Origin of the sequence: Nocardioides psychrotolerans, assembly GCF_900113685.1 — a bacterium.
Classification (GTDB): Bacteria; Actinomycetota; Actinomycetes; order Propionibacteriales; family Nocardioidaceae; genus Nocardioides; species Nocardioides psychrotolerans.
Map to the genome: position 1 here is coordinate 36983 of NZ_FOQG01000002.1, position 18647 is coordinate 55629.

16 protein-coding genes are annotated in these 18647 nt (G+C 71.2%); 7 read left to right on the forward strand and 9 right to left on the reverse strand.

Translation table 11 applies throughout. The features are described 5' to 3' along the window. Positions 1-16: 16 nt before the first annotated feature. Positions 17-607: a HEAT repeat domain-containing protein gene (locus BM204_RS02355; RefSeq protein WP_091110119.1), complete on the forward strand. Its 591-nt coding sequence runs from the start codon at positions 17-19 to the stop codon at positions 605-607. Here BM204_RS02355 and BM204_RS02360 read toward each other — a convergent pair. The 5 genes from BM204_RS02360 to BM204_RS02380 form a co-directional block, all read right to left on the reverse strand. After that, the gene (locus tag BM204_RS02360) at positions 577-1584 is read right to left on the reverse strand and encodes an aldo/keto reductase (RefSeq protein WP_091110120.1); all 1008 of its coding nucleotides are present in this window, start codon (positions 1582-1584) and stop codon (positions 577-579) included. The genes BM204_RS02355 and BM204_RS02360 overlap by 31 nt on opposite strands. A 41-nt stretch (positions 1585-1625) precedes the next feature. Next, positions 1626-2435: an NAD-dependent epimerase/dehydratase family protein gene (locus BM204_RS02365; protein ID WP_091110665.1), complete on the reverse strand. Its 810-nt coding sequence runs from the start codon at positions 2433-2435 to the stop codon at positions 1626-1628. A 133-nt stretch (positions 2436-2568) separates the two neighbouring features. Continuing rightward, positions 2569-3210, reverse strand: coding sequence for a TetR/AcrR family transcriptional regulator (locus BM204_RS02370; protein ID WP_091110121.1), 642 nt, complete (start codon positions 3208-3210; stop codon positions 2569-2571). Beyond that, a complete protein-coding gene (locus BM204_RS02375; RefSeq protein WP_091110666.1) occupies positions 3210-4031 on the reverse strand; it encodes a purine-nucleoside phosphorylase in 822 nt (273 codons plus the stop codon). The genes BM204_RS02370 and BM204_RS02375 overlap by 1 nt, the downstream gene beginning before the upstream one ends. Positions 4032-4057: 26 nt before the next feature. Beyond that, positions 4058-4510: a gamma-glutamylcyclotransferase family protein gene (locus BM204_RS02380; protein WP_091110123.1), complete on the reverse strand. Its 453-nt coding sequence runs from the start codon at positions 4508-4510 to the stop codon at positions 4058-4060. Between the two features lie 38 nt (positions 4511-4548). Here BM204_RS02380 and lpdA point away from each other — a divergent pair, with 38 nt between their 5' ends. Both lpdA and BM204_RS02390 read left to right on the forward strand, forming a co-directional pair. After that, positions 4549-5961 (forward strand): dihydrolipoyl dehydrogenase, encoded by a 1413-nt coding sequence (gene lpdA, locus BM204_RS02385; protein ID WP_091110124.1) that lies wholly within the window; start codon positions 4549-4551, stop codon positions 5959-5961. Positions 5962-6036: 75 nt separating this feature from the next. Continuing rightward, on the forward strand, positions 6037-7431 hold the full coding sequence (locus BM204_RS02390; RefSeq protein ID WP_091110125.1) for an NAD(P)H-quinone dehydrogenase: 1395 nt from the start codon (positions 6037-6039) through the stop codon (positions 7429-7431). Between the two features lie 115 nt (positions 7432-7546). On the opposite strand, the gene BM204_RS02395 is transcribed toward BM204_RS02390, so the two are convergent. Beyond that, positions 7547-8227, reverse strand: coding sequence for a hypothetical protein (locus tag BM204_RS02395; protein ID WP_143099633.1), 681 nt, complete (start codon positions 8225-8227; stop codon positions 7547-7549). A 43-nt stretch (positions 8228-8270) separates the two neighbouring features. On the opposite strand from BM204_RS02395, the gene BM204_RS02400 reads away from it, so the two are divergent. The 3 genes from BM204_RS02400 (at position 8271) to BM204_RS02410 (ending at position 11810) form a co-directional block, all read left to right on the forward strand. After that, a complete protein-coding gene (locus tag BM204_RS02400) occupies positions 8271-9470 on the forward strand; it encodes a SpoIID/LytB domain-containing protein (protein ID WP_170259265.1) in 1200 nt (399 codons plus the stop codon). Positions 9471-9605: 135 nt separating this feature from the next. Then, the gene (locus BM204_RS02405) at positions 9606-10820 is read left to right on the forward strand and encodes a SpoIID/LytB domain-containing protein (protein WP_091110130.1); all 1215 of its coding nucleotides are present in this window, start codon (positions 9606-9608) and stop codon (positions 10818-10820) included. Between the two features lie 105 nt (positions 10821-10925). After that, positions 10926-11810: a glycerophosphodiester phosphodiesterase gene (locus BM204_RS02410; protein WP_218031327.1), complete on the forward strand. Its 885-nt coding sequence runs from the start codon at positions 10926-10928 to the stop codon at positions 11808-11810. Positions 11811-11822: 12 nt separating this feature from the next. Here BM204_RS02410 and BM204_RS02415 read toward each other — a convergent pair whose 3' ends face one another. Beyond that, positions 11823-15212: a pyruvate carboxylase gene (locus tag BM204_RS02415; RefSeq protein ID WP_091110134.1), complete on the reverse strand. Its 3390-nt coding sequence runs from the start codon at positions 15210-15212 to the stop codon at positions 11823-11825. A 54-nt stretch (positions 15213-15266) separates the two neighbouring features. Between BM204_RS02415 and BM204_RS02420 the strand changes: the two genes are divergently transcribed. After that, the gene (locus BM204_RS02420) at positions 15267-16517 is read left to right on the forward strand and encodes a calcium-binding protein (RefSeq protein WP_170259264.1); all 1251 of its coding nucleotides are present in this window, start codon (positions 15267-15269) and stop codon (positions 16515-16517) included. Positions 16518-16608: 91 nt separating this feature from the next. Here the strand turns inward: BM204_RS02420 and BM204_RS02425 are convergent, their stop codons facing one another. Then, positions 16609-17394 carry a phosphotransferase gene (locus tag BM204_RS02425; RefSeq protein WP_091110137.1) on the reverse strand — a complete coding sequence of 262 codons (786 nt, stop codon included), beginning with the start codon at positions 17392-17394 and terminating at the stop codon, positions 16609-16611. 140 nt (positions 17395-17534) lie between these two features. Next, positions 17535-18455: an HNH endonuclease signature motif containing protein gene (locus BM204_RS02430; protein WP_143099635.1), complete on the reverse strand. Its 921-nt coding sequence runs from the start codon at positions 18453-18455 to the stop codon at positions 17535-17537. Between the last annotated feature and the right edge of the window lie 192 nt (positions 18456-18647).

An 18647-nucleotide genomic window follows, 5' to 3' on the forward strand; every position in this document is an offset into this window, starting at 1 on the left:
ACCGTAGCGTGGGCTCATGACCCGGCTGCCGCCCCCGTTGGACCTGTCGGCGTCGGTGCCCGACCTGGTGCGGGAGTTGGCGCGGCACCTGGGCGCGACCACGTTCGTGGGGTTGTGCGTCGACCTGCTCGGCGGCGCGGACCGCAGCGAGCACCTCGATGCCCTGCCCTACCTGACCGGCCACGACTGGGCGCCGGGGTCGCCGGTCACGGACCCGATGTCGTGGGACGACTACTGGGTGCGGACCTGGGGCGCGCGGGGGCTCCTGCACGTGTGGGCCGACACGGCCTCGTCCGCCGTCGTCGCCGGCCTCGTCGACGAGCACTGGCGCCCGACCGAGATGTGCCTGAAGGTGACGGCCCGCCACGAGGTGGCCGGTGCCGCCGAGGCTGCGGCTGCGCTGGCCGCGCACGACCTGCCCCGTGTGCGCGTCCAGGCACTGCGGGCGCTCGGTGCCGTGGGTGACACCGAGCACGTGGAGGTGGTGAGGGACGCCCTCACCGACCCCGCTCCCGCCGTACGACGGGCCGCGGCGAGGGCGGTCGAGTCACTGGTGGTGCGACTCGACCTGAGCCCTCAGGCGTCGATCGAGCTCATGTCGCCGTAGCGGGCGCCGGCGACCGCGTCGCGCGGGACCGCGGCATCGAGCGCGGCAAGGTCCTCGATGCTGAGCGTCACGGCGGCGGCGCCGACGTTCTCCTCGAGGTAGGCCACGCGCTTGGTGCCGGGGATCGGCACCACGTCGTCGCCCTGCGCCAGGACCCAGGCCAGCGCGAGCTGGCCGGGCGTGCAGCCCAAGGTCCCGGCGAGCTCGCGGATGCGCGCCACGAGCACCAGGTTGGCCTCCAACGCCTCGCCCTGGAAGCGCGGGAAGTAGGCCGTGCGACGCGAGTCGCCGTCCTCGAGCGCCTGCTCGGAGGTGATGGCACCCGTCAGCAGTCCACGACCCAGCGGGGAGTAGGGCACCAGGCCGATGCCGAGCTCGCGCACGGTCGGGAGGATCTGGTCCTCCAGGTCGCGGGTGAACAGCGACCACTCGGTCTGCAGGGCCGTGATCGGGTGGGTCGCGTGGGCGCGGCGGATCGTGTCGACCGAGGCCTCCGAGAGCCCGAGGTGGCGGACCTTGCCGGCCTCGACGAGCTGCTTCATCGCTCCGACCGTCTCCTCGATGGGGACGCTCTGGTCGACGCGGTGCTGGTAGTAGAGGTCGATGTGGTCGACACCGAGCCGCTGGAGCGAGGCATCGCACGCGGAGCGGACGTAGTCGGGCCGGCCGTTGATGCCCAGCCGGGCGCCGTCCTCGGCGCGCTCGTTGCCGAACTTGGTGGCCAGCTGGACCTCGTCGCGGCGGTCCGCGATGGCCTTGCCGACCAGGCGCTCGTTGGTGAAGGGGCCATACATGTCGGCGGTGTCGAGGAAGGTCACGCCGAGGTCGAGGGCGCGGTGGATGGTCGCGATGCCGGTCGCCTCGTCGCCGGTGCCGTAGAACTCCGACATCCCCATGCAGCCGAGGCCGAGGGCGGAGACCTCGAGGGGGGAGCCGTCGTGGGAGATGGTGCCGAGGGTGCGTCGTTGGATGCTCATGCCACCACTCAACGCCCTGGAGCTCGCTCCAGGGCGAGGGCTCAGGTGGTGGACCGGTCCAGCGCCGGCCGGTAGAACGCCTCGCCGGCGAACGGCCCACCCACGACGGCGCCCTCAGCCTCGTCCTCGGCCCGCGCCACGATGTCGGCAGCGAACTCCTCGGCGTCGTCGAGCGGCTCGTAGCCCAGGGCCCGGCCCGGCTCGAGGTCCCACCAGCCTCGGGTGTTGGCGGAGATGCCGTAGAGCACCGCGTAGCCGGGCGCCGGCGTCGTCAGGCAGGCCTCGACCATCCGGACGCAGTCGTCGTGGGAGAGCCAGGTCGCGAGGTTGCGCACGGTCTCGGGCAGCGGCAGGAAGGAACCGATCCGGCACGACAGCACGTCGATGCCGTAGCGGTCGGCGTAGAGCGACATGACCGCCTCTGCGGCCACCTTCCCCACGCCGTAGAACGTGTCCGGTCGCGGTCGTACGTCGACCCCGACGGTCGGTGCCTCGGCGCGCGGCGTGCGACCCACGGCGTGGTTGGAGCCGGCGTAGACGAAGCGGCTGACGTCGTGGGCGACGCAGGCGTCGAGCAACGCGGCGGTGGTGACCACGTGGGAGGTCAGCGAGTCGGGCAGCGAAGCCTCCCCGGGGTGCCCGGCGAGGTGGACGACCGCGTCAACGGACTCCTCGTCGAGGACCGCCAGGACCGCGTCGGGGTCAGCACAGTCGGCCACGTGCCAGGAGAGGACCCCGCCCTCGGGCTGCGGCACCCGATCGAGCCCGACCACGTCGTGGCCGCGGTCGACGAGGCCGACGGTGAGGACCTGCCCGATCGACCCGGCCGCGCCGGTGACCAAGACCCTCATGGGCGCGACGGGCGTGACGGGCGTGACGGGCGTGCAACGGCGGTGTGCATCGAGGTGGCGTCCTAGCTCGGGGAGGAGGTCCTGGTCGAGGCGGAACGCTACCTGCACCTCGTCCACCACCGCTGCACGGCGCTCAGGTGCCGGGTGCGGCCAGCATCGCGGTCGCCATCGCTACCAGGTTGGCGATGAACTCCTCGGTGGCCAGGAGCGAGCGGGTCGGCGGGGTGCGCTCCGCGGCCCGGGCCCGGTCGGCGCTGGCCCGCAGGATGAACGAGGTGGTGAGTGACATCCGCTCGGCGCGGACCTGGTCGGGCATCGGGGGCATCCGCTGCTCCAGGAGCTGGTAGGCCTCGTAGCCCCCGGCCCGTTCGAGCGCCTCGACGACGTCGGGGTGAGCCGCGAGCGGCTGATCCTCGACGAGCTCGCACAGGATGACGAGGTAGCAGCTGCCCCGCCAGCCCTGGTCGGCCAGCTCCACCGCCGGCCGCGCAAACGCCTCGACGACCGAGGGCAGGTCGTCGTCCGCCCGGGTGCGGGCCGCCGCGAGCAGCTCGCGCTCCCGGTCGGCGATCAAGGCCACCTGCTCCTCGATGATCGCGACGAGCAGCCCCTCGCGGGAGCCGAAGTGGTAGTGCACGGCGCCGCGGTTGCGTTGCCCCGACCGTCGTCCGATGTCGAGCAGCGACGCAGCGTGGACGCCTCGCTCGGCGAACTCGCGGAGCCCCGAGTCGACCAGGCGTCGACGGGTCTCCTCGCCTCCGGTGGGTGCCGCCATCAGATCGTGGGGACGATCCTGCCCAGCAGCTCACCCATGCGTGAGGCTGCGGCCCTGCCGGCGGCGAGGACCTCCTCGTGGTTGAGGGGCTCGCCGGTGATGCCGGCCGCCAGGTTGGTGACCAGACTGATGCCGAGCACCTCCATGCCGGCCTCGCGGGCGGCGATCGCCTCGAGGGTGGTGCTCATGCCGACCAGGTCGCCACCGATCGCGCGGACCATGGCGATCTCGGCAGGGGTCTCGTAGTGCGGGCCGGGGAACTGGACATAGACGCCCTCCTCGAGCGTGGGGTCCACCTCGCGGCACCGCGCGCGCAGGCGCGAGGAGTAGAGGTCGGTCAGGTCCACGAAGGTGGCGCCGACGATCGGGGAGCGGCCCGTGAGGTTGACGTGGTCGCTGATCAGAACGGGGGTGCCGGGGGACCAGGTCTCCTTGAGACCGCCGCAGCCGTTGGTCAGCACGATGGTGGAGCAACCTGCCGCAGCCGCCGTCCGCACGCCGTGCACGACGGCGGCGACGCCCTTGCCCTCGTAGTAGTGGGTGCGGCTGAGGAAGACCAGCAGGTTGCGCTCGCCGGCGCGGATCGAGCGGATCTTGCCCGAGTGGCCGGCGACGGCAGCCGCGGAGAAGCCCGGCAGGTCGGTCGTGTCGATCTCGGCCGTGGCCTCACCGAGCGCGTCGACGGCGGGCAACCAACCCGAGCCGAGCACGAGCGCGACGTCGTGGCGCTCGACGCCGGTGAGCTCGGCGAGCCGGGCTGCGGCCTCGCCCGCCAGGTCGTACGGCGAGTGGTCGAGGCTGTCGTGGGTGGTGGGGATCACGGGCAGCACTCTAGGTGCAGACCGGTTCAGAGACCCGTCGACCGGCAGTCGCGGCGCCGGAGCGCCATGACGTAGTCATGAGGGGCCCCGGCCGCCTCCGCGGCGTCGGAGAGGACCCCCAGGTAGGACGCCGAGGGCAGCCCGCCCTCGTAGGCGTCGAGGACATAGGTCCACACCACGACCTCGCCGTTCATCGTCGAGACCCGCACCTTGGTCTTGCGGTAGAGCCCGGAGTCCGCGGCCTCCCACCCGTCGAGCTGCGACTCGTCGGTCTCGGTGATGTCGTAGACGGCGACGAAGACCTGCTCGAACGGATCCTGGACGATCGTCGACAGCGACCCGTCCCACCCGTGCTCCTCACCGCCGAAGGTGAGTCGCCAGCCCTCGAGCCAGCCGGTCGTCTGCAGAGGGGAGTGCGGGCAGCGCTCTCCCATGCGGGCAGGGTCGAGGTTCGTCCCGTAGGCGGCGTACAGGGTCACGGCTGAAGGTTAACGTCACAGGGCCTAGGGTTGGTTTCGTGACCCACTTCGATGTCCTCGTCCTCGGTGCCGGCCCTGGTGGTTACGTCGCCGCCATCCGCGCAGCCCAGCTCGGCAAGTCTGTCGCTGTGGTCGAGGAGAAGTACTGGGGCGGAGTGTGCCTCAACGTCGGCTGCATCCCCTCCAAGGCGCTGCTCAAGAACGCTGAGCTGTCGCACCTGCTCACCCACGAGAAGGCCAAGTTCGGCATCGAGGGCGACGCCACGATGTCCTACGGCCCGACGCACAAGCGCTCGCGCCAGGTCAGCGCGGGCATCGTCAAGGGCGTCCACTTCCTGATGAAGAAGAACAAGATCACCGAGATCGACGGGTGGGGCACCCTCACCGGTCCGAAGGCGATCGACGTCAAGGCTCCCTCGAAGAGCGGGGAGGACGGCGACGTCACCTCCTACACCTGCGACGACCTGATCATCGCCACCGGCGCCACCGTGCGGATGCTGCCGGGCATGAAGGTCTCCGAGAACGTCGTGACCTACGAGGAGCAGATCCTCGACGAGTCGCTCCCGGGCTCGATCATCATCGGCGGCTCCGGCGCGATCGGCGTCGAGTTCGCCTACGTGATGAAGAACTTCGGCGTCGACGTGACGATCGTGGAGTTCCTCGACCGGATGGTCCCGACCGAGGACGCCGACGTGTCCAAGGAGCTCGCCAAGCAGTACAAGAAGCTCGGCGTGAAGGTCCTGCTCTCGACCAAGGTCGACCAGGTCGAGGACACCGGCAGTGGCGTCAAGGTGACGGTCAGCCCGGCCGACGGCGGCGACCAGCAGGTCCTCGAGGCCGACAAGATGCTCGCGGCCTTCGGCTTCGCTCCGCGCGTCGAGGGCTACGGCCTCGAGGCGACCGGCGTCGAGTTGACCGAGCGCGGCGCGATCAAGATCGACGCCCGCGGCCGCACCGGTGTCGACGGCGTCTGGGCCATCGGTGACGTCACCGGCAAGATGATGCTGGCCCACGTGGCCGAGGCCATGGGCATCGTCGCCGCCGAGACGATCGCGGGGGCGGAGACGCAGGAGATCAACTTCGACATGATCCCGCGCGCCACCTACTGCCAGCCGCAGATCGCCTCCTTCGGCTACTCCGAGGCGCAGGCCAAGGACAAGGGCTACGACGTCAAGACCTCGACGTTCCCGTTCTCGGCGAACGGCAAGGCCCAGGGCCTCGGCGACACGGTCGGCTTCGTCAAGATCGTCGCCGATGCCGAGCACAACGAGATCATCGGTGGCCACCTCATCGGGCCCGACGTGACCGAGCTGCTGCCGGTGCTGACCCTGGCCCAGACCTGGGACCTGACGGCCGACGAGGTCGCCCGCAACGTCTTCGCCCACCCGACGCTCGGTGAGTCGGTGAAGGAAGCCATCCACGGCATCGCCGGCCACATGATCAATTACTGAGGGACGAAGCCGCGTCTCCGACGTGTCGGGACCCCGTGAGAGCCGTGACCCAATGACGTCGAGAGGAACCTCAAGATGAGCGGCGGACCGGAGTCCAACAAGGTAGTCATCATCGGCGGTGGCCCCGGCGGCTACGAGTCCGCGCTGGTCGCCGCCCAGCTGGGCGCCGAGGTCACGGTCGTCGACACCGACGGCCTGGGGGGATCGGCGGTCCTCACCGACTGCGTGCCCAGCAAGACCCTGATCGCCACGGCCGAGCTCATGACCGATGTGTCGGGCGCGGCGGAGCTCGGAGTCAACTTCCACGACCACCAGGGCGACGCGGCCACGACCATCTCGGTCGACCTGGCCCGGGTCAACGACCGGGTCAAGAAGCTCGCGGCCGACCAGTCGGCCGACATCGCGCGTCGTCTGGCCAAGGAGAACGTCGAGGTCGTCCAGGGCTACGGCCGTCTGGATGGTCCGGGCCGCGTCGTCGTCGGCGACCTGAGCCTCGACGCCGACGCCATCTTGGTGGCGACCGGTGCTGCGCCCCGCACCCTGCCGACGGCACAGCCCGACGGCGAGCGGATCCTGACCTGGGAACAGGTCTACGACCTGACCGAGGTCCCCACCGAGCTCATCGTCGTGGGCTCCGGCGTGACCGGTGCGGAGTTCGCCAGCGCCTATCTCGCCCTCGGCATCCCGGTCACCCTGGTCTCCTCACGAGACCGCGTCCTGCCCGGCGAGGACGCCGACGCCTCCCTCGTGCTCGAGGAGGTCTCGAAGCGTCGTGGGATGAAGCTCTTGTCGGAGTCGCGCATGGAGTCGGTGACCCGCGCCGGCGACGTCGTCACCGTCACGCTCACCGACGGCCGCAGCATCCAGGGATCCCACTGCATCCTGGCCCTGGGCTCGATCCCGAACACCGTCGACATAGGCCTCGAGGAGGCCGGCGTCATCCTCAAGGACGGCGGTTTCGTCAACGTCGACCGCGTCTCGCGCACGTCGGCCCGCGGCGTCTACGCCGCCGGCGACTGCACCGGCGTGCTCATGCTCGCCTCCGTCGCGGCCATGCAGGGCCGCATCGCGATGTGGCACTTCCTCGGCGACACCGTCCACCCGCTCGACCTCAAGAAGGTCTCGTCCAACGTCTTCACCGCCCCCGAGATCGCGACGGTCGGCTGGACCCAGAAAGCCGTCGACGCCGGCGAGATCAACGCCGAGGTCGTCATGCTGCCCCTCTCGGGCAACCCCCGCGCCAAGATGCAGGGCGTGCACGACGGCTTCGTCAAGCTGCTCTGCCGCCCCGGCACCGGCATCGTCGTCGGCGGGGTCGTCGTCGGGCCCCGCGCCTCCGAGCTGATCCACCCGGTCTCCATCGCGGTCGCCGAGTCTCTCACCGCCGACCAGCTCGCCCAGGCGTTCACGGTCTACCCGTCGATGTCCGGCTCGATCGCCGAGGCTGCCCGCCGGCTGCACCGGGTCTGAGGCGCATTGCCGAGTCGGCGCGATGTCGCACGACCGGCTCCAACATTGCGCCGACTCGACGATGGTCGCCGCAGGCGCCACGGGTGGGCGAGGTCGTTCACGATCGTGGCGCTCATCAGAAGTTGTCGAACATGCCGCCGCCGGTGACCCCGTTGTGGTCGGGACCGACGTAGAGCGCATAGCTCGCCTGCGCCGAGCGCTTGCCCTCCGTGACCGCGTGGGAGTCGACGCTGCCCTCGAGCGCCTCGTAGGCGCTGCCGGCGGCGTACCAAGGGACGTAGTGGCCGCCGATCCGCACGACCCGCAGGTCGGGCATCAGGTTGTCGCGCATCCGGTTGAGGTCACGCCGGCACACGGGCACCGCGCGCTCGACCCCGCCCGGGGGAGCCCACCCCAGCTCGGAGACCGACGGCCCGTGCTGGGGGTTGAAGAAGCAGGGGGGCAGCCGCGCGGGCAGCTCGCTCCCGTCGCGGCGGGCGAGCACGCACGCCCGGCGGAAGCGGCCCTCCTCCAACAGGCTGCCGACGGCGACCAGCTCGGCCCCGGTCGCCTCGGTGGCCTCGGTCGCCTCGCGGTGGAAGCGCTGCTTCGCCTGCTCGTAGAGGTCGAGCGCCTTCTGGTAGTCGACGCGCATGTCCTCGTCGAGCTCGGTCGTCATCGTCTCGACGTGCAGGTCGCTGAGCTGCTCCCCGAAGAGCGTGACGTCCTCGTCGACGAGCCGGCGCTGCACGCGGGCGAGCTCGAGCTGGAAGAGCCTGTCCTGCCTGCGCTGCCTGAACCACCCGAGAGCACCCATGCGTGGATGCTGCCACAGGCGGCCGTTCCGTAGGGTGCTGAGCATGACGTCCTCTCGGGTCCGCCTCTCCCTGCTCGCGACCGCGCTCGCCGCCGCAGCCACCCTCGCACCGGGAGCACCGGCCGCGGCCACGACCTGGCAGGTGCCGGGCAGCGCCTCGATCACGGTCGTGGGGCACGGCAACGGGCATGGTCACGGCCTCTCCCAGTACGGCGCGCAGCGTGCGGCGACGAAGGGGCTGGGCTACCGCCAGATCCTGCGCTACTACTACCCGGGCACATCGTCGGGGAAGGCCGGAGGGGCGATCAAGGTGCTGCTCACGGCCGACACGTCGCGTGACCTCGTCGTCGCGGCCCGCCCCGGCCTCACCGCCCGCTCCGTCGCGGGCGGTCGGTCGCTCGACCTGGCGAAGGCGCGACCGAAGGCACGGCTGTGGCGCATCACGCCGCTGGCCGGGAAGCGCAGCGCGATCGACTTCAAGACCGGCTCCTGGCGCCGTCTCACCGTGGTCAAGGGCGACGCCGAGCTCTCCGCGGGCGGGCGACCGCTGCGGCTGTTCGTCCCCGGCGGCAGCCACGCCTACCGGGGTGCCCTACGTTCGGCCTCGCCCCGCAGCGGGACCAGCCTGGACCGCGACACCGTCAACGTCGTCGGCCTCGACGCCTATCTCAAGGGGGTCGTGGCGCGCGAGGTGCCGTCGTACTGGCACCCCCAGGCGCTGCGTGCCCAGGCCGTCGCCGCACGCACCTACGCCGCCTTCGACCGCGCGACGACGAACCGCGGGCACTACGACCTGTGCGACACCGACGCCTGCCAGGTCTATGGCGGCTTCACCGACGAGGTGGCCTCGACCAGCGCGGCCGTCGACGCGACCCGCGGCCAGGTGCAGACCAAGGCGGGCAAGGCGATCTTCGCGCAGTTCAACGCCAGCAGCGGCGGCTGGACGTCGGCCGGCGCGTTCTCCTACCTGCCCGCCAAGGTGGACAAGTACGACGCCTTCCCCGGCAACGACTTCCACGACTGGACGGTGCCGACGAGCGACGCGCGCATCGAGGCGCAGTGGCCGGAGATCGGCGACCTCACCTCGATCGAGACCAGCGACCGCGACGGCCACGGCGCGTGGGGCGGCCGGGTCGGCACCGTGACGCTGACCGGCACGGACGGCAGCGTCGACGTCACGGGCGATGACTTCCGATTCCTGCTGGGCCTCTACTCCACCTGGTTCACCATCCGCGTCTCCTGAGGGCCTTCCCTAACTACAGATCTGTAGTTATCCCGGACCGGTGGCGGTTGCCTGGGACGCGTGGTGCGATGGGCAGTCACACCTGTGCACACAGGTGTCCTCCCGTCACATCCGTCACCCTGCTGGAGCCCGCCCATGCGTCGTCGCGCCACCCACACGCTGACCGGCGCGCTCACGGCACTGCTGGTCGGAATGCTCGCCGGGCTGCTGCCGACCGGCCCGGCGCAGGCCCGCCCGGCCGACACCTGGACGGTCCCCTCGGCGGCCTGGGTGACCATCACCGGGCACGGCTACGGCCACGGCCACGGCATGAGCCAGTACGGCGCCGAGGGGGCGGCCCGGCAGGGGCTCGAGCACGGCCGGATCCTCGACTTCTACTACCCCGGCACGGCGCGCGGCACGGCCAAGGGCCGCGTCACCGTCCTGGTCAGCGCCGACACGACCGACGACCTCGAGGTCCTCGCGAGGCCGGGCCTGACCGTGCGCGACACCGCCGGGGGAGCGCCGGTGGTGCTGCCCGACAACGGCGCCGGCCGCTGGCGGATCGCGGTCGCTCCCAACGGGCTCGACCGGGTGTCCTTCAAGACCGACCACTGGCGGCGCTGGCGCGACCTGCGCGGCCAGGGCGAGTTCTACGCCGGCGGCGACCCGATCACGCTCGTCACGCCGAGCGGCGAGCGGCCCTACCGCGGTCGCCTACGAGCGGGCGCCCCGAGCGCCGGCTCGAGCGCCCGTGACACGGTCAACGACCTCCTGATGGACTCCTACATCCAGGGGGTCGTCCCGCTGGAGATCCCGGCGTCGTGGAGCCCGGAGGCCGTGCGCGCCCAGGCCGTCGCGGCCCGCACCTACGCGTCGTACGAGCGGCTGCACCCGAAGGCCGCCCACTACGAGCTCTGCGACACGACCTCCTGCCAGGTCTACGGCGGGGTCGCGGCCGAGCACCCGGCGTCCAACGCGGCCGTGCGCGCCACCGCCGGCGTGATCCTGACCTACGACGGCGCGCCGGCCTTCACGCAGTTCGCCTCGAGCAGCGGCGGCTTCACCTCTGCCGGCTCCGTGCCCTACCTCGCCGCCGTCGAGGACCCCTACGACGGGTGGGCCGGCAACCCGGTCCACACCTGGTCGATGCGCATCGCCGACACGGCGTTCGAGCGCGCGTGGCCGACGCTCGGCGACCTGACGGGGCTGAAGGTCACCCGTCGCGACGGCAACGGGGAATGGGGTGGCCGGATCGCGGCCATCACCATCACCGGCTCGGCGGGCAACGTCGTGGTCTCGGGCGACACGCTGCGCTCGGTGCTCGGACTTCGTTCCACCTGGATGACCTTCCGCGTCACCCGCCGTTGAGGGCGTGTTGAGCCAGTGTTGAGCGGGCGTTGACCTGGACCCGGCACGGTCGGGTCGTCCGGCTCCACCAGGCCCGGACGACGACACCACTCTCGGGAGAACTCCATGTCCGTCCTAGCTCCGCGCGCCCGCCTGATGGCCGCGATCGTCCCCGTCCTGGCCCTCACCGGCACGGGGCTCCTCGTCCAGCCGGCCACCGCAGCCCCGGCCCGGCCGACGTCCACGATCAGCGACGTGGATGTCGTCGCCCACCGCGGGTCCTCGGGTGCCGCGCCGGAGAACACGTTGGCCGCCGTACGCCTCGCGCTGCGCCAGCGTGCCGACGTCGTGGAGAACGACATCCAGCGCACGGCCGACGGCGAGCTGGTGATCGTGCACGACACGACGCTGACCCGAACGACCGACGTCGAGCAGGTCTTCCCCGGCCGCGCGCCGTGGAACGTCGGTGACTTCACGCTGGCCGAGATCAAGCAGCTCGACGCGGGCTCATGGTTCGACCCGGCCTTCGCGGGTGAGCGGGTGCCGACCCTGCGCGAGTGGGTGGAGGCGATCGGTGGTCGTGCGGGCATGCTGCTCGAGCCGAAGGCGCCGGCGCTCTACCCCGGGATCGACATCGAGCTCGACAAGGAGCTGCGCTCCATGCCGGCCTTCCGCTCAGCGCTAATGCGCGACGACGTCGTGGTCCAGTCGTTCGACCACGAGTGGCTCCACGGCTACAAGGACCTCGCGCCCGACGTGCCCGTGGGTCTGCTCTTCGGCACCCGTCCCACCTCCGCGCAGGTGACCGAGGCCGCCACGTGGGCCGAGCAGGTGAACCCCGCACTCGGCGTCTCCGAGCAGGCCACGATCGACCAGGTCCACCAGGCAGGCATGGAGATCCACGTCTGGACCGTCAACACCGGCCAGGACATGCGTCGCGCCGCACGCTGGGGCGTCGACGGGATCATCACCAACTACCCGCAGGTGCTGCGCGACATCGTGGGTCACTGAGCCCTGATCCGCTCAGGACAGCACGAGCACCAGGTCGCCGCCCTCGACCGACTGGGTGCCGTTGAGCATGACGCGCTCGACGGTCCCGTCGACGGGGGCGGTGATCGAGGCCTCCATCTTCATGGCCTCGATGGTCGCGACGGTGTCGCCGGCCTTGACCGAGTCGCCCTCTGCGACGGTGATGGTGACCGCGCCCTGGAAGGGGGCGGCGACGTGGCCGGGCTTGGAGGCGTCGGCCTTCTCGGCGACGGCGACCTCGGAGGCGACAGAGGAGTCGCGGATGCTGATGGGGCGCATCTGGCCGTTGATGGTCGCCATCACGTTGCGGTAGCCCCGCTCGTCGGGCTCGCCGATGGCCTGCAGCCCCAGCAGCAGCGTGACGCCCTCCTCCAGCTCCACCTCGTGCTCCTCGCCGCGTCGCAGGCCGTAGAGGTAGTCGAGGGTCGGCAGGACCGAGATGTCGCCGTAGGTCTGGCGCGACTCGGCGAAGGTCTTGGCGGGGCCGGGGAAGAGCAGCTCGTTGAGCATGCGGCGACGCGTGGCGGAGCTCGCGTCGCTCAGCGCCGCCGACTGGCCGGCGGTGAGCTCGGAGGCGGGTGCCGTCCAGGTGCGGCCCTCGAGCGCCTTCGTGCGGAACGGCTCGGGCCAGCCGCCCGGGGGGTCGCCGAGCTCGCCGTTGAGGAAGCCGATGACCGAGTCGGGGATGTCGAACTTCGCGGGGTCCTCGGCGAACTCGGCCGGGTCGGCGCCGATGCCGACCAGCGAGAGCGCCAGGTCGCCGACGACCTTGGAGGACGGGGTGACCTTGGGGATGCGGCCGAGGATGTCGTTGGCCGCGGCATACATGTCCTCGACCTGCTCGAACTTCTCGCCCAGGCCGAGTGCGATCGCCTGCTGCCGCAGGTTGGAGAGCTGGCCGCCGGGGATCTCGTGGCGGTAGACGCGACCGGTCGGCCCGGGCAGGCCCGACTCAAAGGGTGCGTAGACGCGACGGGTCGCCTCCCAGTAGGGCTCGAGCGCGTTGATCGCGGCCAGCGAGAGCCCGGTCTCGCGCTCGGAGTGATCGGTCGCGGACACCAGCGCGGACAGCGGCGGCTGCGACGTCGTGCCGGCCATCGAGGCGGTCGCTGCGTCGACGGCGTCGACGCCGGCGTCGATGGCGGCGAGCAGCGTGCCGAGCTGGCCGCCGGCGGTGTCGTGGGTGTGGAGGTGGACCGGCAGGTCGAACTCGTCGCGCAGGGCGGTGACGAGGGTGCGGGCGGCGGGCGCGCGGAGCAGGCCGGCCATGTCCTTGATGCAGAGCACGTGCGCGCCGGCCCCGACGATGCGCTCGGCGAGCTTCAGGTAGTAGTCGAGCGTGTAGAGCTTCTCGTCGGGGCTCGAGAGGTCGCCGGTGTAGCAGAGCGCGACCTCGGCGATCGTCGTGCCGGTCTCGCGGACCGCCTCGATCGCGGGTCGCATCTGCTCGACGTCGTTGAGGGCGTCGAAGATCCGGAAGACGTCGATGCCGGTCGCGGCAGCCTCGGCGACGAACGCGTTGGTCACGGCCGTCGGGTAGGGCGTGTAGCCGACGGTGTTGCGTCCGCGCAGCAGCATCTGGAGCCCGATGTTCGGCACCGCCTGGCGGATCGCGGCGAGCCGTTCCCAGGGGTCCTCGGCGAGGAAGCGCAGGGCCACGTCGTACGTCGCCCCGCCCCAGGCCTCGAGTGACCACAGCTCGGGTGTCGTGCGGGCGACGTGCCCGGCGACCGCGAGGAGGTCCTTGGTGCGCACCCGGGTGGCGAGCAGCGACTGGTGGGCGTCGCGGAAGGTCGTGTCGGTCACGGCGACGTTCGTCTGCTCGCGCAGCTGGCGGGCGAACGCTTCGGGCCCCAGCGCGAGCAGCTGCTGGCGGGTGCCGTCGGGTGCGGGCACGTCGAGCGCCACGTCGGGCAGCTTGGTCGCGGGGTCGAGGCTCGAGGGTGCCGGGCCGTGGGGCTGGTTGACCGTGACGTCGGCCAGGTAGGTCAGCAGCTTGGTGCCGCGGTCGCCGGACGCGCGGGCCTGGAGGAGCTGGGGGTGGGTCTCGATGAAGGAGGTGGTGATGTGCCCGGAGGTGAAGTCGGGGTCCGCCAGGACCGCCTGGAGGAACGCGATGTTGGTGGAGACGCCACGGATGCGGAACTCCGCGACCGCCCGCTGCGCCTTCTGCACCGCCATGTCGAAGGTGCGGCCGCGACAGGTGAGCTTGGCGAGCATCGAGTCGAAGTGCGCGGAGACCTCGGCCCCGGTGTACGTCGTACCGCCGTCGAGGCGCACGCCGCCACCGCCGGGGGAGCGGTAGGTCGTGATGACGCCGGTGTCGGGTCGGAAGTTGTTGGCGGGGTCCTCGGTGGTGATGCGGCACTGCAGCGCGGCGCCGCGCAGCACGATGGAGTCCTGGGACAGGCCGAGGTCGGCGAGGGTCTCACCCGCGGCGATCCGCAGCTGGGACTGGACGAGGTCGACGTCGGTGACCTCCTCGGTCACGGTGTGCTCGACCTGGATGCGGGGGTTCATCTCGATGAAGACGTAGTTGCCCTCGGGGTCGAGGAGGAACTCCACGGTCCCGGCGTTGCGGTAGCCGATCTCCTTCGCGAACCGCACCGCGTCGGCACACATCCGCTCTCGGAGCTCGGGGTCGAGGTTGGGCGCCGGCGCGATCTCGATGACCTTCTGGTGACGGCGCTGCACCGAGCAGTCGCGCTCGAAGAGGTGGATCACGTTGCCCTCACCATCAGCGAGGATCTGGACCTCGATGTGGCGCGGCTCGACGACGGCCTGCTCGATGAAGACGGTCGGGTCGCCGAAGGCGCCCTCGCCCTCACGCATGCAGGTCTCGACCGCCTCGCGCAGGTCCTTGGCGTCGTCCACGCGGCGCATGCCGCGACCGCCGCCACCCGCGACCGCCTTCACGAACAGCGGGAACGCCATGTCCCTGGCGCTCTCGATGAGGGCGTCGACGTCGGTCGAGGGTTCGACGCTGGCCAGCGTCGGCACGCCCGCGGCCTTCGCAGCCGCGATCGCGCGGGCCTTGTTGCCCGTCAGGGTCAGCACCTCGGCGGTTGGGCCCACGAAGGTGATGCCGGCGTTGGCGCAGGCCTCGGCCAGAGCGGGGTTCTCCGAGAGGAAGCCGTAGCCCGGGTAGATCGCGTCCGCCCCCGCCTTCACCGCGACCGCGACGATCCCGTCGGGGTCGAGGTAGGCGCGTACCGGGTGCCCGCGCTCACCGATCTCGTAGGACTCGTCGGCCTTCAGCCGGTGCTCCGACCAGCGGTCCTCGTGCGGGAAGACCGCCACCGTGCGCGCGCCGACCTCGTAGGCCGCACGGAAGGCTCGGATAGCGATCTCGCCGCGGTTGGCCACCAACACCTTGGAGAACATGGCGCCACGCTATAGGCCGCGAACCGATCCGTCGTGGCGAGCGTCGCAATGGACATGACCACCTCCCGCTCCCGTCGTACGACGGGCCTCCTCGCGCCGCTGCTGCTCGCCGTCCTGGCGCCTGTCGTCCCTGCTGCCGATGCTGCTCAGGCCGGTGCGGTGCCGCCGACGTGCCACGGCGAGCGCGCCACCCTCGTCGGGACCGACGGTCGCGACGTGCTGGTGGGGACGCCGCGGCACGACGTCATCGTCGCCCGTCGTGGGGACGACGTCGTCCGCGCTGGCGGTGGCGACGACCTCGTGTGCGCCGGGCCGGGTGCCGACGTGCTGTGGGGCGGGCCGGGGAACGACCGCCTGCACGGTGAGGGCGACCGGGCCTTCGAGGACCAGGGCGGGCCGGGGATCGCGGGCGACACGCTGCGCGGCGGCCCCGGCGACGACCTGCTCGACGTCGGCTTCCACGTCGCAGCCGACACCGGCAACTTCCCCAACACCCTCGCCTGGGACCAGTCGGCCGGCCCGGTCCGCATGAGGCTGGGCGCTCCCGGCGACGCGCCCGGGGTGGTGATCGGCGAGGGGCGTGACCGGGTCGTGGGCGCCCGCCGTCTCACCGTCGTGGGGTCGAGGTTCGGCGACGTCCTGGACGTGCGCGTGCCCGGTGACGTGAAGGTGGTCGCCGGGGCGGGGGCCGACCGTGTGCGCACCGGCGCGGGCGACGACGAGGTGCTCACCGAGCGGCAGGTCGTCGATCACGCTGTGGGGGACCGCGACCTGGTCTTCACCGGTGCCGGCGACGACCAGGTCTCGTCCTTCTCCGGCCCCGACGAGATCTCCCTCGGCCACGGGACCGACCTCGCACTCACCGCCAGCGACGCCCCGGTCATCATCGACGGCGGTGCCGGAGGCGACCAGATCAACGCCACCGTGCACGATGACCTGATCATCGACGGCGGCACCGGCAACAACAGCGTCGTGCTCGACGCCACCGGGGTGGAGGGCGAGCTGGTGCTCACCCGACGCCAGGGCACGTTGGCGACGGGGACGATCCTGGCCAGGGTGCGTCGCTTCACCTCCTACGACCTGATCGGGGGCTCCGCCTGGACCTATTCCGGTGCCGACCTCCCCGACCGCGTCGTCGCCCTCTCCTCCGGCGGCCCGGTCCAGGTGTTCACCCTCGGCGGCGACGACGAGCTCTGGGGCTCCCCCTTCGACGACCAGCTCGACGGCGGCCCCGGCACCGACGAGGTCCACCCCGGTGGCGGCGCCGACACCTGCGTCAGCGTCGAGGTCGGCACCTGCCCCTGACCGGCGGCGCGAGGGTAGGCGTCGAGACCCGGGCCGCGCGGGTCGTGGCGTGACGGCATGAAAGGAACGTTGATGCCATGGCTGCCAGCAGTCAGGGCTGGAAGAGGACGGAGTTGCCTTCAATCCACCGAGACGTGGACTCCGACTTGTCGAGCAGGCCTTCCGCCACCCATTGCGCCTGCGGCTCGATCCCGCGTTCGGCCAACGACGCCGTCGTGGCCTTGACTCGTCGGCGCACGCCGGCCACCCCGGCAGCCACGTTCGCCGGTATCGCTTCGACGCCGTAGGCATCGAGGAACACGCCCACGCGGTGCGCCCGGTCAGGCGCGAACTCGAAGTGGTGGAAGTCGCGGCAGGTCTCGTCATCCCGGAAGGGAACGGTCCAGTCCATCGCGTAGTAGACGTCGAACATCGGCTCGGCTGGGCGGACGAAGTCCCAGTCGAAGATGCCAACGGCTCGTTGGTCCTGCCACACCAGTTTCCAGGGGGCGAAGTCGCCATGACACAAGACCTCGCCGTCGCCTGGCGCACCGAACGAGTCGGCCCACTTCGTGTCGGGCGAGGGTCGGTATCCGCGCACGGTGTCGTGATAGCTGCGCACCAGTCGTGCAACGCTTGCGAGTACGTCGTCCGAGTGCAGGTAGCCCCAAGAGACGGGACCGTCCTCGCCGGGCAGGAAGGTCAGGATTTCACGGCCTTCATCGTCGTATCCACAGTGACGGGGGGCAGCGTCGTAGCCGACTGATTCCAGGTAGAGCAGCAGTTGGGCAACGGCCGGGGTCCAGGGTTGAGGCGTCCGATGAACGAAGTCTCCCCGGCGGAAGATGTCGCGAGCCTCGCCGTCGTCGGACCACCACTCGTCTGCGTCGGTCGTCATGACGGGGAAGCTAGCCCGCTTCTCCTCTCTGATGCACCTGGGTTTCCAGTCGGCCTCGGATCCTCCACGACCGTCCTCACCCCGTCCGGGTCTGGACGTGCCTGTGGCCCCGCCGGCGGCGGGGTGTGGGGCCGGTGGACTCAGGTCTCGCCCGGTGGTGCGCTGGGCGTCGTGACGGGGGTGGTGCCGGTGCCGTCGACGCGGAAGTAGAGCCGGTTGGGTGATCGCCACACGTAGGCGCCGTGGTCGATCGTGTCGTAGGTCCACCCGGAGTGGGTCTTGGCGCGGTGGTGCCCCCGACACAGGGGTGCTGTGTTGTCGGAGCAGGTGCTCCCACCTTGCTCGTAGGCGACGACGTGGTCGATGTCGCAGGATCTCGCTGGTCTGGTGCACCACGGGAAGACGCAGTGGTGGTCGATGTGTTCGCGTTGGACCCGGAGGCGGTCGGGGATCTCGTAGGCCTCGACGTGGACGTGCTCGGCCAGGTCGATGACTGGCTTCACGATCACCTGGACGTCGGATGCTGCGCACCAGTCGCGGACCCGATCGACCCAGATCGGCGACCTCGTGTTCTCCACCCGGCCCAGGCACCCCTCCACGTCACCATCGAGGGTTGCCTCGGCGAGGTGGACGTGGAGCACGACCCGGCTCCTCGGCGGCGTCCCGGTGGTCGACGCCTCACCCGTCTCGTCGAAGGGGAGGGACTGGGTGCCGCGGGCGAGGTCACCGGCGGCGATGGAGCGGCGTACGTCGTGGGACTCCTCGCACCCCGCCACCCCGACCTCAGCCGCACCCCGGTTGAGGGCGTCGTCGAGGTCGAGCGCGTCGCGCAGGTCCAGGGTGCCGGTGAGGTCGACGGTGCCGTTCACCCCGACGTCCTGGGTGTGGATCGACACGTGCCGCCAGTCGGCGGCAGCGCGGGCGCGCTTCTCTGCCTCGGCGGGGTCGAACCGGGTGCGGGCTTCCTCGACGAGGCGCTTGAGCTGGAGGTAGGACACCTTGTGTGCGACGTGGGCGACGTGGCGGTCCACGAACGCCGCACCCGCTGGTGGCAGGCACATGGTCTGCTCCGCGACCGACCTCGCTCTCCCACAGCCGCGGCAACCGGTAACGGGTCTCGAGGACGGACCCGACCTGACGCTTCCCGGCGTCGGTCGAGAGGCCGAGGGCGGCGCAGAGCTCCATGACCGCGAACTCGAGGACCCAGGGGGCGCCGTCGCCGGCGAGGGGGATGCCGTGGTCGCCGAACGACG

What these genes read in the sequence shown, in the direction of transcription:
- BM204_RS02355 (WP_091110119.1), top strand. Translation starts at nt 17, where the DNA reads ATGACCCGGCTGCCGCCCCCGTTGGACCTGTCGGCGTCGGTGCCCGAC.
- BM204_RS02360 (WP_091110120.1), bottom strand. Translation starts at nt 1,584, where the DNA reads ATGAGCATCCAACGACGCACCCTCGGCACCATCTCCCACGACGGCTCC.
- BM204_RS02365 (WP_091110665.1), bottom strand. Translation starts at nt 2,435, where the DNA reads ATGAGGGTCTTGGTCACCGGCGCGGCCGGGTCGATCGGGCAGGTCCTC.
- BM204_RS02370 (WP_091110121.1), bottom strand. Translation starts at nt 3,210, where the DNA reads ATGGCGGCACCCACCGGAGGCGAGGAGACCCGTCGACGCCTGGTCGAC.
- BM204_RS02390 (WP_091110125.1), top strand. Translation starts at nt 6,037, where the DNA reads ATGAGCGGCGGACCGGAGTCCAACAAGGTAGTCATCATCGGCGGTGGC.
- BM204_RS02395 (WP_143099633.1), bottom strand. Translation starts at nt 8,227, where the DNA reads ATGGGTGCTCTCGGGTGGTTCAGGCAGCGCAGGCAGGACAGGCTCTTC.
- BM204_RS02400 (WP_170259265.1), top strand. Translation starts at nt 8,271, where the DNA reads ATGACGTCCTCTCGGGTCCGCCTCTCCCTGCTCGCGACCGCGCTCGCC.
- BM204_RS02405 (WP_091110130.1), top strand. Translation starts at nt 9,606, where the DNA reads ATGCGTCGTCGCGCCACCCACACGCTGACCGGCGCGCTCACGGCACTG.
- BM204_RS02410 (WP_218031327.1), top strand. Translation starts at nt 10,926, where the DNA reads ATGTCCGTCCTAGCTCCGCGCGCCCGCCTGATGGCCGCGATCGTCCCC.
- BM204_RS02415 (WP_091110134.1), bottom strand. Translation starts at nt 15,212, where the DNA reads ATGTTCTCCAAGGTGTTGGTGGCCAACCGCGGCGAGATCGCTATCCGA.
- BM204_RS02420 (WP_170259264.1), top strand. Translation starts at nt 15,267, where the DNA reads ATGACCACCTCCCGCTCCCGTCGTACGACGGGCCTCCTCGCGCCGCTG.
- BM204_RS02425 (WP_091110137.1), bottom strand. Translation starts at nt 17,394, where the DNA reads ATGACGACCGACGCAGACGAGTGGTGGTCCGACGACGGCGAGGCTCGC.
- BM204_RS02430 (WP_143099635.1), bottom strand. Translation starts at nt 18,455, where the DNA reads ATGTGCCTGCCACCAGCGGGTGCGGCGTTCGTGGACCGCCACGTCGCC.